The sequence below is a fragment of the Accumulibacter sp. genome (genome assembly GCF_023806625.1).
Classification (GTDB): domain Bacteria; phylum Pseudomonadota; class Gammaproteobacteria; order Burkholderiales; family Rhodocyclaceae; genus Accumulibacter.
In genome coordinates this window covers 55,873-72,709 of sequence record NZ_JAMTDX010000051.1, presented here as the reverse complement: position 1 = coordinate 72,709, position 16,837 = coordinate 55,873, and the positions used below count along the sequence as shown (strand labels likewise).

Annotated in this window: 16 protein-coding genes; all 16 read left to right on the top strand. The window is 69.3% G+C overall.

What is annotated here, in order from left to right:
• On the top strand, positions 1–747 hold a 747-nt coding region (locus NFW05_RS09130), incomplete at its 5' end, for a response regulator (protein WP_295305349.1).
• Between the two features lie 104 nt (positions 748–851).
• Positions 852–1,280 carry a thioredoxin family protein gene (locus NFW05_RS09125; protein WP_366918265.1) on the top strand — a complete coding sequence of 143 codons (429 nt, stop codon included), beginning with the start codon at positions 852–854 and terminating at the stop codon, positions 1,278–1,280.
• 84 nt (positions 1,281–1,364) lie between these two features.
• Positions 1,365–3,695 (top strand): penicillin-binding protein 1A, encoded by a 2,331-nt coding sequence (locus tag NFW05_RS09120; protein WP_295305346.1) that lies wholly within the window; start codon positions 1,365–1,367, stop codon positions 3,693–3,695.
• A gap of 117 nt (positions 3,696–3,812) precedes the next feature.
• Positions 3,813–4,034 (top strand): hypothetical protein, encoded by a 222-nt coding sequence (locus tag NFW05_RS09115; protein ID WP_295305344.1) that lies wholly within the window; start codon positions 3,813–3,815, stop codon positions 4,032–4,034.
• 424 nt (positions 4,035–4,458) lie between these two features.
• A complete protein-coding gene (locus NFW05_RS09110) occupies positions 4,459–5,022 on the top strand; it encodes a Pvc16 family protein (RefSeq protein WP_295305342.1) in 564 nt (187 codons plus the stop codon).
• Positions 5,019–5,849 carry a hypothetical protein gene (locus tag NFW05_RS09105; protein WP_295305339.1) on the top strand — a complete coding sequence of 277 codons (831 nt, stop codon included), beginning with the start codon at positions 5,019–5,021 and terminating at the stop codon, positions 5,847–5,849. The genes NFW05_RS09110 and NFW05_RS09105 overlap by 4 nt, the downstream gene beginning before the upstream one ends.
• Positions 5,850–5,866: 17 nt before the next feature.
• The gene (locus NFW05_RS09100; RefSeq protein WP_295305337.1) at positions 5,867–7,909 is read left to right on the top strand and encodes a phage tail sheath subtilisin-like domain-containing protein; all 2,043 of its coding nucleotides are present in this window, start codon (positions 5,867–5,869) and stop codon (positions 7,907–7,909) included.
• Positions 7,910–7,944: 35 nt separating this feature from the next.
• A complete protein-coding gene (locus NFW05_RS09095) occupies positions 7,945–8,397 on the top strand; it encodes a phage tail protein (protein ID WP_295305334.1) in 453 nt (150 codons plus the stop codon).
• 4 nt (positions 8,398–8,401) lie between these two features.
• Positions 8,402–11,044: a hypothetical protein gene (locus NFW05_RS09090; RefSeq protein ID WP_295305331.1), complete on the top strand. Its 2,643-nt coding sequence runs from the start codon at positions 8,402–8,404 to the stop codon at positions 11,042–11,044.
• 4 nt (positions 11,045–11,048) lie between these two features.
• Positions 11,049–11,546: a phage tail protein gene (locus NFW05_RS09085; protein ID WP_295305329.1), complete on the top strand. Its 498-nt coding sequence runs from the start codon at positions 11,049–11,051 to the stop codon at positions 11,544–11,546.
• On the top strand, positions 11,539–12,354 hold the full coding sequence (locus NFW05_RS09080) for a peptidoglycan-binding protein (RefSeq protein ID WP_295305326.1): 816 nt from the start codon (positions 11,539–11,541) through the stop codon (positions 12,352–12,354). The genes NFW05_RS09085 and NFW05_RS09080 overlap by 8 nt, the downstream gene beginning before the upstream one ends.
• A 17-nt stretch (positions 12,355–12,371) precedes the next feature.
• Positions 12,372–12,551, top strand: coding sequence for a hypothetical protein (locus tag NFW05_RS09075; protein WP_295305324.1), 180 nt, complete (start codon positions 12,372–12,374; stop codon positions 12,549–12,551).
• 25 nt (positions 12,552–12,576) lie between these two features.
• The gene (locus NFW05_RS09070) at positions 12,577–13,647 is read left to right on the top strand and encodes a contractile injection system protein, VgrG/Pvc8 family (protein WP_295305322.1); all 1,071 of its coding nucleotides are present in this window, start codon (positions 12,577–12,579) and stop codon (positions 13,645–13,647) included.
• 15 nt (positions 13,648–13,662) lie between these two features.
• Positions 13,663–14,373: a phage baseplate assembly protein V gene (locus NFW05_RS09065; protein ID WP_295305319.1), complete on the top strand. Its 711-nt coding sequence runs from the start codon at positions 13,663–13,665 to the stop codon at positions 14,371–14,373.
• Positions 14,370–16,439, top strand: a complete 2,070-nt coding sequence (locus tag NFW05_RS09060) for a hypothetical protein (protein ID WP_295305316.1) — start codon at positions 14,370–14,372, stop codon at positions 16,437–16,439. Before NFW05_RS09065 ends, NFW05_RS09060 begins: the two co-directional genes overlap by 4 nt.
• On the top strand, positions 16,439–16,834 hold the full coding sequence (locus tag NFW05_RS09055) for a GPW/gp25 family protein (protein ID WP_295305314.1): 396 nt from the start codon (positions 16,439–16,441) through the stop codon (positions 16,832–16,834). Before NFW05_RS09060 ends, NFW05_RS09055 begins: the two co-directional genes overlap by 1 nt.
• Positions 16,835–16,837 lie beyond the last annotated feature (3 nt).

Below are 16,837 nucleotides of genomic sequence, written 5' to 3'. Positions count from 1 at the left end.
GCCGAACGTCTCGCCGCCGAGGAGGCCGCCCGCCGCGAGGCCGAACGTCGCGCCGCCGAGGAGGCCGCCCGGATCGAAGCCGAACGTCTCGCCGCCCAGGAAGCCGCCCGGATCGAAGCCGAACGACTGGCCGTAGAGGAGGCCTTACGCAGGGAGGAGGAGGAGCGAAAGGCCGTCGAGGAAGCAATCGAGCGGGAAATCAGGCGCCAGGCCGAGCAGGAAGCCGCACGCCGCGAGGCCGAACGGCGCGCCGCCGAGGAGGCCGCCCGCCGCGAGGCCGAACGTCGCGCCGCCGAGGAGGCCGCCCGTCGCGAGGCCGAACGCCTTGCCGCCGCCAAAGCGGCAGCCGCTCGCGTGAAGAGCGAAGAGGAAACGGTGGTCATGGTCGCCGACGATTCCAAGGTCGTCCGCGTCAAGACGAGCCGCGTCCTGACGGCCCGCCGCTACCAGGTCGTCACCGCTGAGGACGGCCTCGACGCGGCCAGACAGATCGAGCAGTCCGCGCCCGACGTTCTGATCACCGACGTCGACATGCCGGGCATGAACGGACTGCAGCTGGCGAAGCTCGTCCGTGCGCGTCCGCAGACGGCCAGGCTGCCGATCATCATGATCACCTCGGACAACGATCAGTTGCGCGCCGAAGCGGAAGCCGCCGGAGTCGACGTCGTCCTCGGCAAGCCCTATCCCGAGGAACAGCTCATCGGTCACATCCAGAACCTCGTGCGCAATCCGGGTGGACGCCGATGAGCCACCGGCAGCCGGCCAATCGATCGAGCCACGACGGTCGCCTGCGCACGTACTCGGTCCAGGCGTGGTGCCCTCCGCGCCCTCGACCTCACCGAGGCTGAGCCATCGACAGACAGGCACCTCGCTTTGCCGCACGCAACCGGGAACCGGCGTCACAGCCGGACGAATTCCTGATCGTCTGTCTGTGCGCCGATTGGTGCGGTGTCTGCCGTGAATACCGTGCCGGCTTCGAAGAAGTCTCGAGGCATTTCGCCGATGCCCGTTTCGAGTGGCTGGACATCGAAGAGCAGGCTGACGACCTCGGTGACATCGAAGTCGAGAACTTCCCGACGCTGCTGATCCGGCGGCGTGAGTCGATCCTCTTCTTCGGAGCGATGCCCCCTGCTCCGGCCCATCTCGAGCGCACCTTGCGCACGTTCCAGCGGCAGACGGTCGATGAGAGCCACGAGTACGCGGCGTCGAGCCCCGAGCGGCGCAGCTGGCAGGTGAACGAGGATCTGCGCCGGATCGGGTCTCGAGGAGCGGCCCGGTAGAGTACCGGATCGCTGGCCGCCGGCTCATCCTGCCCGCCAGGCGGCACGAGCGCGGAGCGGCGAGTGGGTCTGCGCTGGCCTATAATGGCGCCCTTCGTTCGTTCGACCGGAATCTCCCTCTTGCCCAAAGCGCTTCGCTGGTTGCTCTACCCCATACTGGTGGTGGTCGGCGTCGTCGCCATCGCGGTGGCGATGGTCGCGGTCGTCGTGAGCCTCGCCTACCCGAACCTTCCGTCGCTCGAGATCCTCACCGACTATCGACCGAAGATCCCGCTGCGCGTCTACACCGCCGACGGCCATCTGCTCGGCGAGTTCGGCGAAGAGCGCCGGGCCGTCGTCAGCATCAACGAAGTACCAACGATCATGAAGCAGGCGATCCTCGCCGCCGAGGACGAACGCTTCTACCAGCACGGCGGGGTCGACACGCTCGGAGTGCTCCGCGCGCTGTACGCCAACCTGCTCAGCGGCGGCAAGCGGCAAGGCGCTTCGACGATCACCCAGCAAGTGGCGAAGAACTTCTTCCTGTCCTCGGAGAAGACGTACACGCGCAAGCTCTACGAAGCGCTGCTGGCGTTCAAGATCGAGCACAATCTGAGCAAGGACCAGATTCTCGAGCTGTACATCAATCAGATCTTCCTCGGCCAGCGCGCCTACGGCTTCGCTGCCGCGGCGCAGATCTACTTCGGAAAGGCGCTCGCCGACCTGACGATCGCCGAAGTGGCGATGCTCGCCGGCCTGCCCAAGGCCCCGTCGGCGTACAACCCGGTGGCCAACCCGAAGCGCGCGCGCATTCGCCAGCAGTACGTCCTGAGGCGAATGAACGAGCTCGGCTACATCACCGACCAGCAGTACGAAGCCGCACTCGCCCAACCCCTGGTCATCCGGCGGGACATCACCGACGCGCCGCTGCATGCCGAATTCGTCACCGAGATGGCCCGGCAGATCGCTGCCGAGCGCTTCCCCGACGACGTCTACACGCGTGGCCTGCGCGTCTATACGACGATCCTTCGCGAGGACCAGGAAGCGGCGTACCAGAGCCTGCGCCGTGGTGTCCTCGACTACGACCGCCGCCACGGCTACCGCGGGGCCGAAGCCTACGTCGATCTCGGCGAGATCCGCTCCGAGCAGGACGAGGCGCTCGACGAACTGCTCGCCGACTTCCAGGATAGCGAGGACCTGCACCCGGCGATCGTCCTCGAAGCCGACTCCCGGAAGATTCGCGCTTACCGCCGCGGGGGCGAGATCGTCACGATCAACGGCGAGGGCCTCAAGTTTGCCGCGCGCATGCTCGACGACAAGGCCCCACCGAACAAGCGCCTGCGCCGCGGAGCGGTGATCCGTGTGCAAAACGACGACAAGGGCTCGTGGAGGATCGTCCAGATGCCCGACGTCGAGGCCGCGTTCCTCGCCGCCGACCCACACGACGGCGCGATCCGTGCGCTGGTCGGTGGCTTCGACTTCAATCGCAGCAAGTTCAATCATGTGACCCAGGCCTGGCGACAACCCGGGTCGAGCTTCAAGCCGTTCATCTACTCGGGAGCGCTCGAACGCGGTTTCACCCCGGCGTCGGTGATCGCCGACGAGCCGATCAGCTTCCCCGCCTCGGTCACCGGCAGCCAGGCCTGGGAACCGAAGAACTACGACGGCAAGTACGAAGGTCCGATGCGCATGCGCACGGCTCTGGCCAAGTCGAAGAACATGGTCTCGATCCGCCTGCTGCAGGCCAGCGGCGTGCGCTTCGTCCAGGAGTACGTCACCCGCTTCGGCTTCGAGGCCAGCAAGCATCCACCGTATCTGACGATGGCCCTCGGTGCCGGCTCGGTCACCCCGTGGGAGATGGTCACCGCCTACGCGGTGTTCGCCAACGGCGGCTACCGCATTCGCCCATACGTCGTCCGTGAAATCCAGGACGAAAAGAAACAGGTCCTCGCACGGGCCGAGCCAGTGACCGCCGGAGACGAGAACCTGCGCGCGATCGATCCGCGCAACGCCTACCTGATGGACAGCATGCTGCGCGACGTGACCATCTACGGAACCGCCGCCCGCGCGTCGGCGACGCTCAGGAGGAAGGATCTCGCCGGCAAGACCGGCACGACCAACGAACACGTCGACGCCTGGTTCTGCGGCTACCAGCAGACCGTCGTCGCCTGCTCGTGGATCGGCTTCGATCAGCCGAGGAACCTCGGCGCAGGCGAGACCGGAGGCACGGCGGCGCTGCCGACTTGGATCGGCTACATGGCCAGGATTCTGCGCAACGTTCCCGAATCGTTCATGCCCGAGCCGGAAGGCATCGTCGCGCTGCCTTCCGGAACCAGCGGCAAGGGTCCGGCCGAGGAACTCTTCTATCAGGAGAATGCGCCCAGCGAGCTCGAACCCGAGCCGCCGCTGGACCAGAGCGTCAAGCCCGAGGACTGATCGATGGACTCTCCGGCGCACCGTCCGGATCGACGATCGCCTCCCCCCGCCTGGCCGGGCGCCGGCTGGCTAGGCCAGCGACGCCGCAGCCGCCGGAAGCGCGATCGCGACAAGCGATTGCAGCATCTCGCCGGCCGACCGACGGTCCGCCGGGTGATCGGCCGCTTCGCGCGAGAGGTCGACGAACTGCTGATCAGCGCCAACCGGAACCTCGGCGCCTACGCTACCTTCGGGCATCGGTCCTGCGAGGTGGCTTTCGACGAGCCCGAGGTGGGCTTCGCCAACCTCGACAACCCGGACGACCTGACCCGCGCCGAAGCCAGTCTTTCGAGGCGCTGAACGAAGCTCGGTGGCCGCAGGGCTCGCGGCGCTGGCCGGCGCATGCGCATTGAATATTTCGATGCGCTCCGCGCGATCTTCCTGCTAACCTCGGCACAGGTCGATACGGTCAGCAGATCCACGCGGCAGGTGACTCGCGAGTTGCGGGTGTGATCCCGCCGGCGAGCGCTGCCCGGCCGGCGACGGCCGCGCGCTGCTGAACCTGCGCAGTGCTCACGAACGCACAGGTGCACGGGCGGGTTCTGCCGTTCGTGTTCAGGAATTTCGCAAGAAAGGCGTTGGCCATGCAGTTCGTCCCCTCGCAGCGACGATCGATTTCGGCTCCGCTTCCGCCGCCCAGCCCGTCACGCCGCCACCCGCAGATGGGCTGAAGATCGTGGCCCGTTGCGAGGCGATCCGAGCGGTCGGGGAGAGCGTCCTGGCGATGATGCGCGAAGCATGCCCTTTCGAGCGCCTGCAACTCGCCCCGCAGGCCCGCTTCGAATTCGCGTTCTTCAATGCTCTGGTCGCCGAGACGCCGCCCGCCGAAGGCTTCTATTTCTGCCTGTGGCGCGTTGGCATCGGCGGAATGCCACGCCGCCTGCCGCCGCGGCGCACCCCCGCCGGCCAGGTCTACCGCCCATCATTGCCCGTGGATCTCTACTTCCTGCTCCTTCCGGTCGCCGGCAACGCCGACAAGCAGGCGTTGATGCTCGGTTGGGCCTTGAGCTTCATGAACGACCTGCCGATGCTCTCGGGCGAGACGATCAACCGGTATACGCGAGGCGAGCCGACGATTTTCGAGAGCACCGAGTCGGTCGAACTGATCGCCGATCCGCTGTCGACCGCCGATTACCTTTCCTTATGGGACCGGGTGAAGACCGGTTTCCAGGCGGGAATGACCTACGTCGCGCGGATGGTCCTGCTCGACTCGGAACAGGTCGAAACGCAGGGCCGCCTGGTCAGCGAGCGCGACTTCGCGCTGCACACGATCGGAGAGACTCGTTGAGCGCCGTGCTCGTCGAGTCGCTCATCCTCCCCGCCGGCATCGGCCTGCGTTTCCTCGACGCCTGGTCGGGAACGACCATCGGCGACGGGCTGTCGTGCACGCTCCGTCGCCGCCGCGACGGTCGCCTGCTGGGCATCGCCCGATGCACGCCCTCCGGGATCCATCACTGGCCCGATCTCGCGCCCCTCTGGGCTGAACGCCCGGTCTCGCCGCCGCAGCCCGGCCGTGCCGAAGTGATCGTCGAGGATCGGCTCACCCGCTATCTGCCGGTCCGCCTGCCGTGGCCCCCGGAGACCGATCGCCCGGGCGAGCCGATCGCCAGCCTGATGCTGGCCTCGGCGCCCGGACGTCCGGCCCCGCCAGGCGCCGCAACCGTCTTCGCGCTGCTCGCCGACGACTCGGGTGCGCCCGCCGGCTGGGCGCGCGTACTCGCCTGCGATGCCCAGGGGCGAACGACGATCGGGATGAGCGACGCGGCCGGGCGGCTCGCCTTGCACCTGCCCTTCCCGCGCCCCGATCGCCGGCAACCGGCCAGCCCCCCCGATTCGCCCCCGCCTCCACCCGGAGTCAGCGCGACGATCACGCTGCGCGTCTTCCACGATCCGGCCGTAGCCAGCGACGCGCTCGCTGCCGCGCAGCGCCAAGGACTCGCCGACGGCCTGCCGTCGCTGCCGGACTGGTCGGCCCAGGCCGAGGTGCGCGCACTGGCCCGTGCAGGCAGCAGCGACGCGCTCGGACCGCTGCGTCTCGAACCCGATCGGCCGGCCGTGCCGGTCACCGAAGGTCTGCCTTCCAACCGCTCCGAACTGCGGCTGACGCCGCTCTGACCTGCAAGGAGATTGCGATGCCCGAATACCTGGCCCCAGGCGTCTTTGTCGAAGAGGTCTCGTTCCGCTCGAAGTCGATCGAGGGCGTGAGCACGACCACCACCGGGTTCATCGGTCCGGTCCGCTACGGCCCGGTGATCGACGCCCCGGACATCATCACCAGCCTGGCCGAGTTCGAGCGGACCTATGGCGATGGCCAGCGACTCGCGTTCAACGCCGACAGCGGTCTGCAGAGCCACAACTTCGTCTGGCAGGCCGCGCGTTCGTTCTTCGAGGAGGGCGGCAAGCGCCTCTACGTCAGCCGGGTGTTCAGGCCGCTGAGCGGCAGCTATCCGCCGGCCGACCTGGCGACTTCGTCGCCGGGCAGCCCGCCCTACGGCGACGGGCACGCGCGGCTGACCGTCGGCACGTCGCCGAGTTTCCGGATCGTCGCCAGCCATCCGGGAGCGGCCGGCAACCTGCGCCTGCGCTTCGGCCTGAAACTCGGGCCGAACGTGCTCGGCGCGCTACCCGATCCAACCGGCACTCAGCCCTTCGTGCCGACGATCAGCAATCTGCAGGATGGCGACGTCGTCTGGGTCAGTTCGGCACGTGCCTTCGCCGGCGTCCAGCCGGTCGCTTCGCCGCCCGGTCCTCGCGGCGTCGCCGAACTGCCGATCTACGTCGCCAGGAAGGCGACTTCGGGCGCCTGGCGCTTCGCGCCGGGCGGCCTCGTGCCGAGCCCGCCGCCGGCGAATCCGGCTGCCGACCTGACGCTCGACGACTTCCAGATCGACTCGACCCCGGGCTCGGGCGACTCGATCCGTCCGCTGACGCTCGCGCTCGACGTGCTCTCCGACGACGGAACGCGCAGCCTCGGCGCGTGGAGCGGCCTGCCGCTCGACCCCGCGCACCGCACCGCCGGCATCCCGGATTCGATCTTCGATCTGTTCAGCCTTGGTTCGGGCAACTCGCGCAACCTGCCGATCGCCCTGCTCAAGGACAGCGTCACCACCGGCCGTGACCTGCTCGAAGCGCTCGACGCGCTTCCCGGTCTGGACTTCCAGCTGACTCCCGCCGAATGGGACGACGCGGGGCGCAGCGGCGAGCTCGACGCGCTGCGCCGGAAGCTCGAGCGCGGGATCAGCGGCGTGGCGATCCTCCAGGGCGGCAACGACGGACTGCTCCCTGGACGCACGGAGTACCAGGGGCGCGCCGACCCGACGCAGGACTACAGCACCGGCTTCAGGCAGTTCGAATCGATCGAGGACATCTCGATCGTCGCCGCACCCGGATCGACCTGGCTCTACTCGACGCGCGTCGACGACGTCAACGCGATCACCAATCTGTTGATCGCCCACGCCGAATTCATGCGCTACCGGATCGCGATCATCGACCCCCCGGAGGCGCAGAAGATCGCCGACGTCCGTAAACTCAAGGCCAAGCTCGACAGCAAGTACGCTGCGCTCTATTACCCGTGGGTGACGGTCTTCGACCCGGTCACCCGCCAGGCGATCAACCTGCCGCCTTCGGGTTTCGTCGCCGGAATCTACGCGCGCAACGACACCGAGCGCGCGGTGTACAAGGCGCCGGCGAACGAGGTCGTGCGCGGCGCGATCGGCTTCGAGACACTGATCAACACCGCGCAGCAGGAAGTGCTCAACCCCGAAGGGATCAACTGCTTCCGCTTCTTCGAGGGCCGCGGCTTCCGCCTCTGGGGAGCGCGGACGATCAGTTCCGATCCCGAATGGAAGTACGTCAATCTGCGACGCTACTTCGCCTACCTCGAGCGTTCGATCGACAAGGGGACGCAATGGGCGGTCTTCGAACCCAACGGCGAAGCGCTCTGGGCCAACGTGCGCGCGACGATCCGCGACTTCCTGGTCAATGAATGGGCCAACGGCGCCCTGCTCGGCGACAAGCCCGAAAAGGCGTTCTTCGTCCGCTGCGACCGGTCGACGATGACCCAGAACGACCTCGACAACGGCCGTCTCGTCTGCCTGATCGGCGTTGCGCCCCTGAAGCCCGCCGAGTTCGTCATCTTCCGCATCGGCCAGTGGACGGCCGACCGGCAGAGCTGAGAATGCCCGACTGACAGAGCAATCCGGAGACCACCATGGCTGTCCTACGCGATCGACCCTACGTGCAGTTCAACTTCCATGTCAACCTCGGCGACGGGGTGACCAACACCCCGCAGGCCGGCTTCCAGGAAATCAGCGGCATCGGCATGGAAGTCACGATCACCGAGTACCGCCCGGGCAACTACGCGTTCAACAACGTGATCAAGACCGCCGGCCTGAACAAGGCCACCGACGTGACGATGAAGCGCGGCGTGATCGGTTCGCTCGACCTCTACAAATGGCTCGACGACGTGCGCAACGGCTCGAACAACGGCCTGCGCACGGTGACCATCGAGCTGAAGAGCGAAGACCGCAGTTCGACGGTCCAGACCTGGCGACTGATCAACGCGCGGATCATGAAGCACCAGAGCGGCCCGCTGAGCGCCAAGGGCACCGACGTGGCGATGGAAGAGCTGACCCTCTCGTACGAACGACTCGAGATGGAGTAGGCGAATGCGCCTGGCTCCCGGCATCCGGGTCGTCGACTTGCCCCCAGCGGCGGGCGATGGCCTGCCGGTGATGGACGTGCCGGTCTTCGTCGGCTTTGCCGAACGCGGCCCGCTCGACCGGCCGGTGGCCATCGAGGACCCGGCGCAATACGCGGCGGTATTCGGCGGTCCGCTCGACCTCGTCGCTCGCGACCCCACCCGCCGAGTGGCGAGCGGGCGTCCCCCGATGCTGCGCGCGCACCTGCCGGCGGCCGTGGCGAGCTTCCTCGCCGGCGGCGGACGCCGTTGTTACGTGATCCGTGTCGCCGACCGCGGCGCCGCGCAGACCGCGCTTTTCCCGGTCTGCGGGTTGCGCCTGGCCGTCCTCGACCGCGACGCCGGGCCGCCGCGCTGGCGCGTCGCAAAAGAGGATTTCAGGCTCCGTGCGAGCAGTCCGGGAGCCTGGGCTGATCGGCGCGAACTCGCCGTGCGCCTGCGCAGCACACCGCTCCATGACCACGACACCGTCGCCACCGGCGACCTGCTGCGTCTCCGCGCCGCAGGATCTCCGCTCGCCGGCTGGCTGCGCGTCGCCACTCCGGGCCGGCTCGGCGAAGCACTCGCCTTGGCAAGCGTCGACGCCTGGCTATGGACCAACGGCGCCGGCGACGTGGCCGGGACGAGTTCGCCCCCGGGAATCCCGCCGGACGATTCGTGGCTCGTCGAACGGATCGGCGTCGATCTCGCGCTGCGCCACGCGCAGTCCGGCGAAGTCCGCCGCGAAGCCTGCGGACTGACCAGCGGAGCGGCCAACCTACCGTGGTTCGAAGCCGACGCCGCGGGGCGCTTCGACGCCGGCGAAGATCTGCCCGGCGCCGCCTGGCCGCTCGCTGGCGTCCCCGCAGCCGAACTCGCCGGACCCGAATACAGCCCACACGGCGCCCGGCCGCTCGATCCGCAGTCAGCCGACTGGATGTTGCTGCCGCTCGCCGTCGACGGCTTCTTCGACCCCTGGCTGGCGGCAGAGTCCGACGGCCGCGACGCGTTGAGCCGCAACGGCCTGGCCTGCTACTCGGCGGCCGTATTCACCGATCCCGGCTGGAGCGAGCGGCTGCGCGGCGCCGAACTGCTGCGCTGGGCCGACGACCAGCGTTACCTCGGCGCCAATCCACGAGCGCTGCTCGGCCTGCACGCCGCGCTCGGCCGCGAAGACGTGCTGCGCCAAGGTGGCGGTCGGCTGGTGCACGATGCAACCTGGATCGCCGTCCCCGACGCCGTTCATCCAGGCTGGCAGCTCGACGCCGAGTTGCCGAGACGCGATGGCCGTCTGCTGAGCACACCCGACGAACCTTGCAACTGCCAACCGCTGGCCGCTTTCGACGCCTGCCAGACACCGCCACCGCGAATTCCCCGGCCGCCGCGGATCGACCTCGACAGCCTGCGCCCGGGCCCGGGCGCGATGGCGCTCGCCGCAGCCGACCGTGAATGGCTGATCGTCACCGACGACCCGGCCTCACCGCCTGACGGCGAGCGCGTCTCCCTCGAAGTCGAGATCGCCGGCCGACCCGATTTCTCTGACCGGCGGCCGCTCGCCGTCGTCGACGGCGCAAGCGACTCGGGCGCGCAATGGTCGCCCGGACCCGGCCAGCAAGCCTGCACGCAACCCTCGGTCAGCCCGGGGCCACGCCACTTCGCGCCGGCGTGCTACGCGCTGCGTCTTCCCGCCGGCCTGCATTTCCTGCGTGCTCGGGCCTGGCGCGCTGGACGCTACAGCGAGTGGTCGGAGACCGCCGAAGTGCGCGCCGTGACCCGAGGCTGGCGCGAATTGCCCGATGGCTTCGCCGACGGCGTCGTCGGCACCGTCCATCGCGCGCTGCTCGACCTCTGTGCGGCGACCCGCGAGCACTTCGCGCTGCTTTCGGTACCCGAGCGCTGGTCGGGCGAGCGCCTGGCCCGGCACGTCGCGGCGCTGCGCGAACACGCCTCGACCGATTTCGCGGCGTCCACGGCGACGAGCTTCGCGGCGATCCACCATCCCTGGCTGCTGCGCCGCGAACCGGCCAGCGACGGCCCGCCGACGACCGGTGACCAAGCTGGCGAACTGCACGCGCATCCGCCCGAGGCGGCGGTGCTCGCCGTTTACGCCCGACGGACTCGCGACAAGGGCGCCTGGGCGGCGGCGGGTCTCGATCCATTGAGCGACGCGGTCGCGCTCTCGGGCGAAGTGACGGCCGAGGAGATCGAGGCCGCTTCGGTCAACCCGATCGAAGTGCGCGCGAGCGGGATCGCCGCGACGCGGGCCTGCACGCTCTGCGAAGACCCCGACTGGCAGGCGATCGGCGTGCGCCGGCTGTTCATCCTGCTGCGCTGCCTGGCTCGCCGTGAAGGCGAACGCTTCGTCTTCGAGCCGAACGACCTGAGCCTGCGGCGCAGTCTCGAGCGCAGCTTCGGCGAACTGCTGCAGCGGCTGCTGCAGCGCGGCGCTTTCCGCGGCGCGAGCGCGGCCGAATGCTATGCGCTGCGCTCGGCGAGCGGCGCGCGGGCCAGCGAGGAGATCGAGCGCGGTGAGTGCAGCCTCGAGATCCGGGTCGCACCGTCGCGCCCGCTGCGCTTCCTCACGCTGCGCGTGCTGCGCGCCGGCGAGCAGCTGGTCATCGAGGAGATCTGAGGCGATGGCCGGTTCCGCGAGCGTGGACAATGCCGAACAGGAGCGGCGCAAGTGGCAGCCGTTTCCGGCGTTCAACTTCGTCGTCGAGATCGTCCCCGACGGCAGCAGCAAACCGCTGGCTGGAGGTGCCTTCTCGGACTGCGACGGACTCGAGATGTCACAGGAAGTGAAGACGCTGCGTGAGGGGGGCAACCCGAACCGCGTCCATCGCCTCGCCGGTCCGGTGAGCTTCGGTCAGCTGACCCTCAAGCGCGGCGTCACGCACGGACTCGACCTCTGGCAATGGTTCTCCGACAGCCTGGCCAACCCGGCGCTGCGCGCCGGCGTGACGATCAGCGTGCTGCGCCACGACCGGCGCGAATGGGGCCGCTTCGTGCTCAGCCGCTGCCTGCCGGTCAAGATCAAGGCACCGACGCTCAACGCCCGCGACGGCAGCGTCGCCGTCGAGGAACTGCAGCTGGCCTACGAAACCTTCCGCTGGGAGGACCGCAGCGATGCCTGAAGTCGACATCCAGCACGCACGGCTGATCGAACTCAAGGACGACCTCTCCGACGTGATGCCGAACGGCAGGACGGTCGAGGTCCAGTTCAATCCCGAATCGCTGAAGCTGTCCTACGCCAACCAGATCCAGGCGCAGCCGAACGGCTCGTCGAACTCGCGCCCACCGACCGGCAACCAGTCGCAGGGCACCGCCGCGCGTCAGTTCGTCGGCGCCGGGACGACCAAGCTCGCCGTCCAGCTCTGGTTCGACGTCAGCGCGGCGACCGCCTCGCCGTTCATGGTCGACGACGTGCGCCGGGTCACCGCCAAGGTGCTCTACTTCATGAAGCCCAAACCGCCGGCGGCCGGCGCCCGCGACGCGGCGCAGCGCACGCCGCCCGGAGTCCGCTTCTCGTGGGGCAGCTTCCTGTTCGATGGCATCGTCGAGTCGGTCGAGGAAAACGTCGACTTCTTCTCGAACACCGGCAAGGCGCTGCGCGCGAGCCTGACGCTCAACCTGATCCAGCAGGACATCCTGGTTCCTGATTTCAGCGCTCGGGGCGACGGCCGCGTCCCGGGAACGCGACCGCTCTGGCCGGCGAGTTCGGGCCAGTCGCTGCAGCAGATGAACGACGCCCAGCCGGGCGGCAGCGCCCGGCCCGGCGCTTCGGGCAACGGCGGAGCGGGCTTCGCCGCCGGTGGCGCCGCGTTCCAGAGCGGCGGCTGGCAGCAGGTCGCGCTGGCCAACGGCATCGAGAACCCGCGCACGCTCGCCCCGGGACAGCTGATCGATCTCGCCGCCATCAAGCCGCGCATCGTCACCGGCTGAGAGCTTCCAGGGAGCCCATGATGGGAGTCGTCATCCACGAATTCGAAGTCTCGCCGACCAGCCAGCCGGCACCGGCCGCAGCACCAGCGGCCCCGGACGGCGGCGCGGCGAGTCCTGCACCGCGCCCCCGCCCGGCCGACGCGCAGCAACTGACCGTCGAACGGCGCGAGCGCGCGTTGCGCCTGTTCGCCCACTGATCGACGACCCGGAGCGACCCCCGAGATGCCCGAAGTCGCCGTCCCGCTGCGCAGCGCCAGGCCACAGATCCGCATCGAAGGCCAGTCGGCCGACGACCTGGCCGCCGCGCTCAACGAACTGCGCGTCGAGGAGCGCAGCGACGGCCTCGCCCACTGCGAGCTCGCGTTCGGCAACTGGGGACTGCGCGACGGAGTCAATGACTACACGCTGTTCGACCGCAATCGCCTCGAGTTCGGCAAGCGCATCGAGATCCGTCTTGCCGACGAGCGCATCTTCGCCGGCCGGATCATGGCCCTCGAAGGCCGCTTCCCGCACGGCGGAATCCCCGAGATCGTCGTCTTCGCCGAAGACCGCCTCCAGGACCTGCGGATGAAGCGACGCAGCCGCTGTTTCGAGCAGCAGAGCGACGCCGACGTCGCGCGGCAGATCGCCGGCGAGCATGGGCTACAGGCGCGGATCGACCTGCCCGGTCCAACGCACGCGCTGCTCGCGCAGGTTAACCAGAGCGACCTCGCCTTCCTCCGCGAACGGGCTCGCTCCGCCGGCGGCGAACTGTGGATCGACGACGACACGCTGCACCTCGGCACACGCTCGTCGCGCGCCGGCGGCGCGCCGATCGAGCTCGCTTACGGCAGCACGCTGCTCGCCTTCGAGGTTCGCGCCGACCTCGCCCTGCAGCGCAGCCGGCTCACGGTCAGCGGCTGGAACCCGCGCGACAAACAGGCGATTGCCGAGTCGGCCGACGCCGCGGCGCTGGCCAGCGAACTCGACGGCGGGGAAAGCGGTCTCGCGCTCGTCGCGCGCGCGCTCGGCGAGCGTGCCGACACGGTCGCCCATCTCGCCCCTTCGGACGCCAGCGAGGCGCGCTCCGTCGCCGAGAGCTGGCTGCGCCAGATCGGCCGCCGCTTCGTCGTCGGCCGCGGCAAGTCCTCGCCCGATGCCCGCCTGAAGCCCGGCGTGCAACTTCGGCTGACGGGCCTCGGGCCGCTGTTCAACGGCAAGTATACGGTCAGCGAAGTGGGCCACCGTTTCGACCTCGCCGAAGGCCTGCGCAGCGAATTCACCGTCGAACGCCCGGCGATCGGTCGCCCCTGAAGAATCGGAAAGCACATGTTCGACAGCACGCCCAACGAAGCCCTGTACGCCGACCGCCAGCCGAGCGGCTGGGGCGGCCGCTGGTATGGCTGCTACCCGGCCCAGGTCACCGACCTCGTCGATCCCGATGGCGCCGGCAGAATCCGCATCACCTTGCCGTGGAGCCCCGACGGCGGCGGCGCACGCTACGAGGCCTGGGCCCGCCTGGCCACGCTGTTCGCCGGCAACGACCGGGGCAGCTGGTTCGTGCCCGAAGTCGACGACGAAGTGCTCGTCGTCTTCGAGGGCGGCGACGCGCGCCGGCCGTTCATCGTCGGCGCGCTGTGGAACGGCCGCGACCGGCCACCGGTGAGCGCCGACCGGCGCAACGTGAAAAAGGTCATCAGGAGCCGCAACGGCGTGGTGATCACCATCGAGGACCAGGACGGACAGGAGAAGCTCAGGCTCGAGACCCCCGGCGGCTGCTCGGTGACTCTCGAGGACGGCCCGGGAGCGATCGAACTGCAGGACAGCAACGGCAACAGCGTCAAGCTCGAGAGCGCGGGGATCACCGTCACCGCTGCCGCGAAGGTCAGCGTCAGCGCGAGCCAGGTCGAGGTCTCGGCGGGAATGGTCTCGGTCAGCGCCGGAATGTCGCGTTTTTCGGGCGTCGTCCAGGCCGACACGGTGATCACCAACACGATCATCGCCGCGACCTACACGCCCGGTGCGGGGAACATCCTGTGAGCGCGCGCCACGTCCTGCGCTGGGTTGGCGCCGAGGCCTTCGTCGCCGGCGGCGACCAGGCCGGTGACATCAGGCCCGGCCCGGCATTGCTGCGCTTCGACGGCGACGACTTCATGGAGCGCATGCTCGCTGTGCTCGCCGAAAGACCGCAGGATCTGCGCGAACTGGTCGCCAGACCGGAAAGCTGGGACAAGCTCGGCGAGCCGACGCCGCTGCCGCCGTCTCTGGAGCCTACCGGGACTCCGCTGTCGCGGCCAGCCCGGGCACTCGCCCGAACGCGTGCGCTGCTCGGCTTCAGTCGCCGCGCGCAACGTCCGCGAAGCCCGCTGACCACGACGCAGGCGATGCGCGAAGCGGTGCAGCCGACCGCGCGGCCGCTGAAGCTCTTCCAGCCCGTTCATCAGCGCTATTACCTGGCCGCGGCGCACCTCGTCTGCGAGCTGCCCGGCCTGCCGCCACGGGTCACCGCGGCCGGCGACCGGAGCGGTTTCGTGGTCCGCCGCCTGGTCGGCGAGGCAGCCAGCGAATGCGGCTTCGTCAAGGGCGCCGACGGACACGGAACGTGGATCAGCGCGCCCCATCCGGCGGGCGAAACGGTTCCCGGCGAGGAACTGCTGCCGCTCTTCCCACTCGGCTACACGCCGCCCGGAGGACCGCCACGCAAGCTGCTCGCCGGATTGATCCCGGTCGCGCGCCACGACGAGTATCGCTTCGCCCGCTGTCCCGGCGCGCCGGGACAGGCGAACGCGCCGGCCTGGGGCCGCGCCGACGAACTGAAGGCCCTCGCCCGGACGAAGATCCTCGCCCCGTGGCAGGGACTCGTCGAGCGCGCGGTGCACAGCCTGAGGAGCATCAACGCCGACCCGACACGCGCCAAGGAAGCCGACCCGGCCAAGCGTCTTCCCGACATCGCCGACCTGAACAGCGGCATCCGCCAGCTCAACAGCCAGCTCGCCGAGACTTCGTGGCGACTGCTCCAGGACTTCCGCGAGTTCCTCGACGCGCACCTGCCGCGCGTCGCCGGGCGACTCGGCGAGGTTCCGCCGGGCTCACCCGCAGCGGCCGACCACGCCGGGCGGCTGCTCGTCTCGCTGGACCGGCTGTCCTGGCCGGCGACCCTGCAGGCGGACCTGACCGCGCGCGACTGCCTGGTCTCCGAACTGCACGGCGCGAGCCGGCCGTTCTCCGCGTCGCTGCGCGTCGCGCTCGATGGGCTCGACCCGTTGGCCCACGCCGCCGTGGTCCGCGCGCTCGACAACGCGGCGAGCGTCTTCCCGCAGCCGATCGACGGCGGCTGGCCAGGCTTCGCCTTTCCGCTCGTCGTCGCCGACACGCGCAGCGCGACGCAGGCCGAACACCTCGCGCTGCCGCGCGAGAACGCCGCGCCACTCGCCTTCGCGGCCGACGACAGTGGTCAGGCGACGGCGACGACCGCACTCGAGAGCTGGTTCGCGCTGCTCGAAGCGGCGATCGACCAGGCCGTCGCCGCCGGCGAGTCGGGCCCCACGACGCCGCAGGCGACCTCGGCGGCCCGGCTTGCCGAGGATCTGCGCGACGATTCCGGGCCACCGCGTTACATCGTCCGCTTCGTCCACCGCCGCTGCGACTGCGGGCCGCTGCACCCGCCGGTGATCTCGGGCCCTTCGGAGGTTTTCGAGCTCGCCGGCTTCTTCGACTCCGAAGCGCCTCTGCGCCCGATCCGCATCGCGCTGCCTTTCGACACGACGCCGGGCGGGCTGCGCAAGTTCGGCCGGAACAGCGCGTTCATCATGTCCGACATCCTCTGCGGGCAAATGAAACGCGTCCGCCGGCTCGGCTTCGGCGACCTGGTTCTCTCGGTGCTCCCCTGGCCGTTCCACAAGGACCTCGACGTCGGAGCGATGGGCCCCTGCGGCGCCGACAGCGGAGCCCGCTTCGGAACGATCTGTTCGCTGTCGATCCCGATCATCACGATCGTCGCGTTCATCCTGCTGATCGTCATCGCCACGCTGCTCGACCTGATCTTCCGCTGGCTGCCCTTCCTGATCACCTGCTTCCCGGTACCCGGACTGAAAGGAAAACGCTGATGGACGAGGCCGATCTCTACGGGCGCGGCATGGCCTTCCCGATCCGCGTCGGCGGCGATGGGCGGATCGCCTGGTCGGCCGGCGAGAGCAACGTTCGCGAATCGCTGCATCTCGTCCTGCTCACCGGCCAGGGCGAGCGACTGCGTCGGCCCGACTTCGGCGCCGGCCTCGAGCGTTTCCTCTTCGAGCCGAACACACCGGCCACCTGGCGGGCGATCGAGGAGCGCATTCGCCGAAGTCTCGAGCGCTGGGAAGCGCGGCTGCGCGTCGAGAGCATCGAAGTGCTCGCCGACCCCGACGATCCCGAAGCCGCGCTGGCCACGCTCGCCTTCACGCTCGTCGCCAGCGGCGAGAGTGGCCGCAGCACGCTGTCGATCCCGGTCCGCGGAAGATAGGAG

Excerpts from the sequence above, each read along its gene's own strand:
- NFW05_RS09120 (WP_295305346.1), top strand. The coding sequence starts at position 1,365 with ATGGCGCCCTTCGTTCGTTCGACCGGAATCTCCCTCTTGCCCAAAGCG.
- NFW05_RS09110 (WP_295305342.1), top strand. The coding sequence starts at position 4,459 with ATGATGCGCGAAGCATGCCCTTTCGAGCGCCTGCAACTCGCCCCGCAG.
- NFW05_RS09100 (WP_295305337.1), top strand. The coding sequence starts at position 5,867 with ATGCCCGAATACCTGGCCCCAGGCGTCTTTGTCGAAGAGGTCTCGTTC.
- NFW05_RS09095 (WP_295305334.1), top strand. The coding sequence starts at position 7,945 with ATGGCTGTCCTACGCGATCGACCCTACGTGCAGTTCAACTTCCATGTC.
- NFW05_RS09090 (WP_295305331.1), top strand. The coding sequence starts at position 8,402 with ATGCGCCTGGCTCCCGGCATCCGGGTCGTCGACTTGCCCCCAGCGGCG.
- NFW05_RS09085 (WP_295305329.1), top strand. The coding sequence starts at position 11,049 with ATGGCCGGTTCCGCGAGCGTGGACAATGCCGAACAGGAGCGGCGCAAG.
- NFW05_RS09080 (WP_295305326.1), top strand. The coding sequence starts at position 11,539 with ATGCCTGAAGTCGACATCCAGCACGCACGGCTGATCGAACTCAAGGAC.
- NFW05_RS09075 (WP_295305324.1), top strand. The coding sequence starts at position 12,372 with ATGATGGGAGTCGTCATCCACGAATTCGAAGTCTCGCCGACCAGCCAG.
- NFW05_RS09070 (WP_295305322.1), top strand. The coding sequence starts at position 12,577 with ATGCCCGAAGTCGCCGTCCCGCTGCGCAGCGCCAGGCCACAGATCCGC.
- NFW05_RS09065 (WP_295305319.1), top strand. The coding sequence starts at position 13,663 with ATGTTCGACAGCACGCCCAACGAAGCCCTGTACGCCGACCGCCAGCCG.
- NFW05_RS09055 (WP_295305314.1), top strand. The coding sequence starts at position 16,439 with ATGGACGAGGCCGATCTCTACGGGCGCGGCATGGCCTTCCCGATCCGC.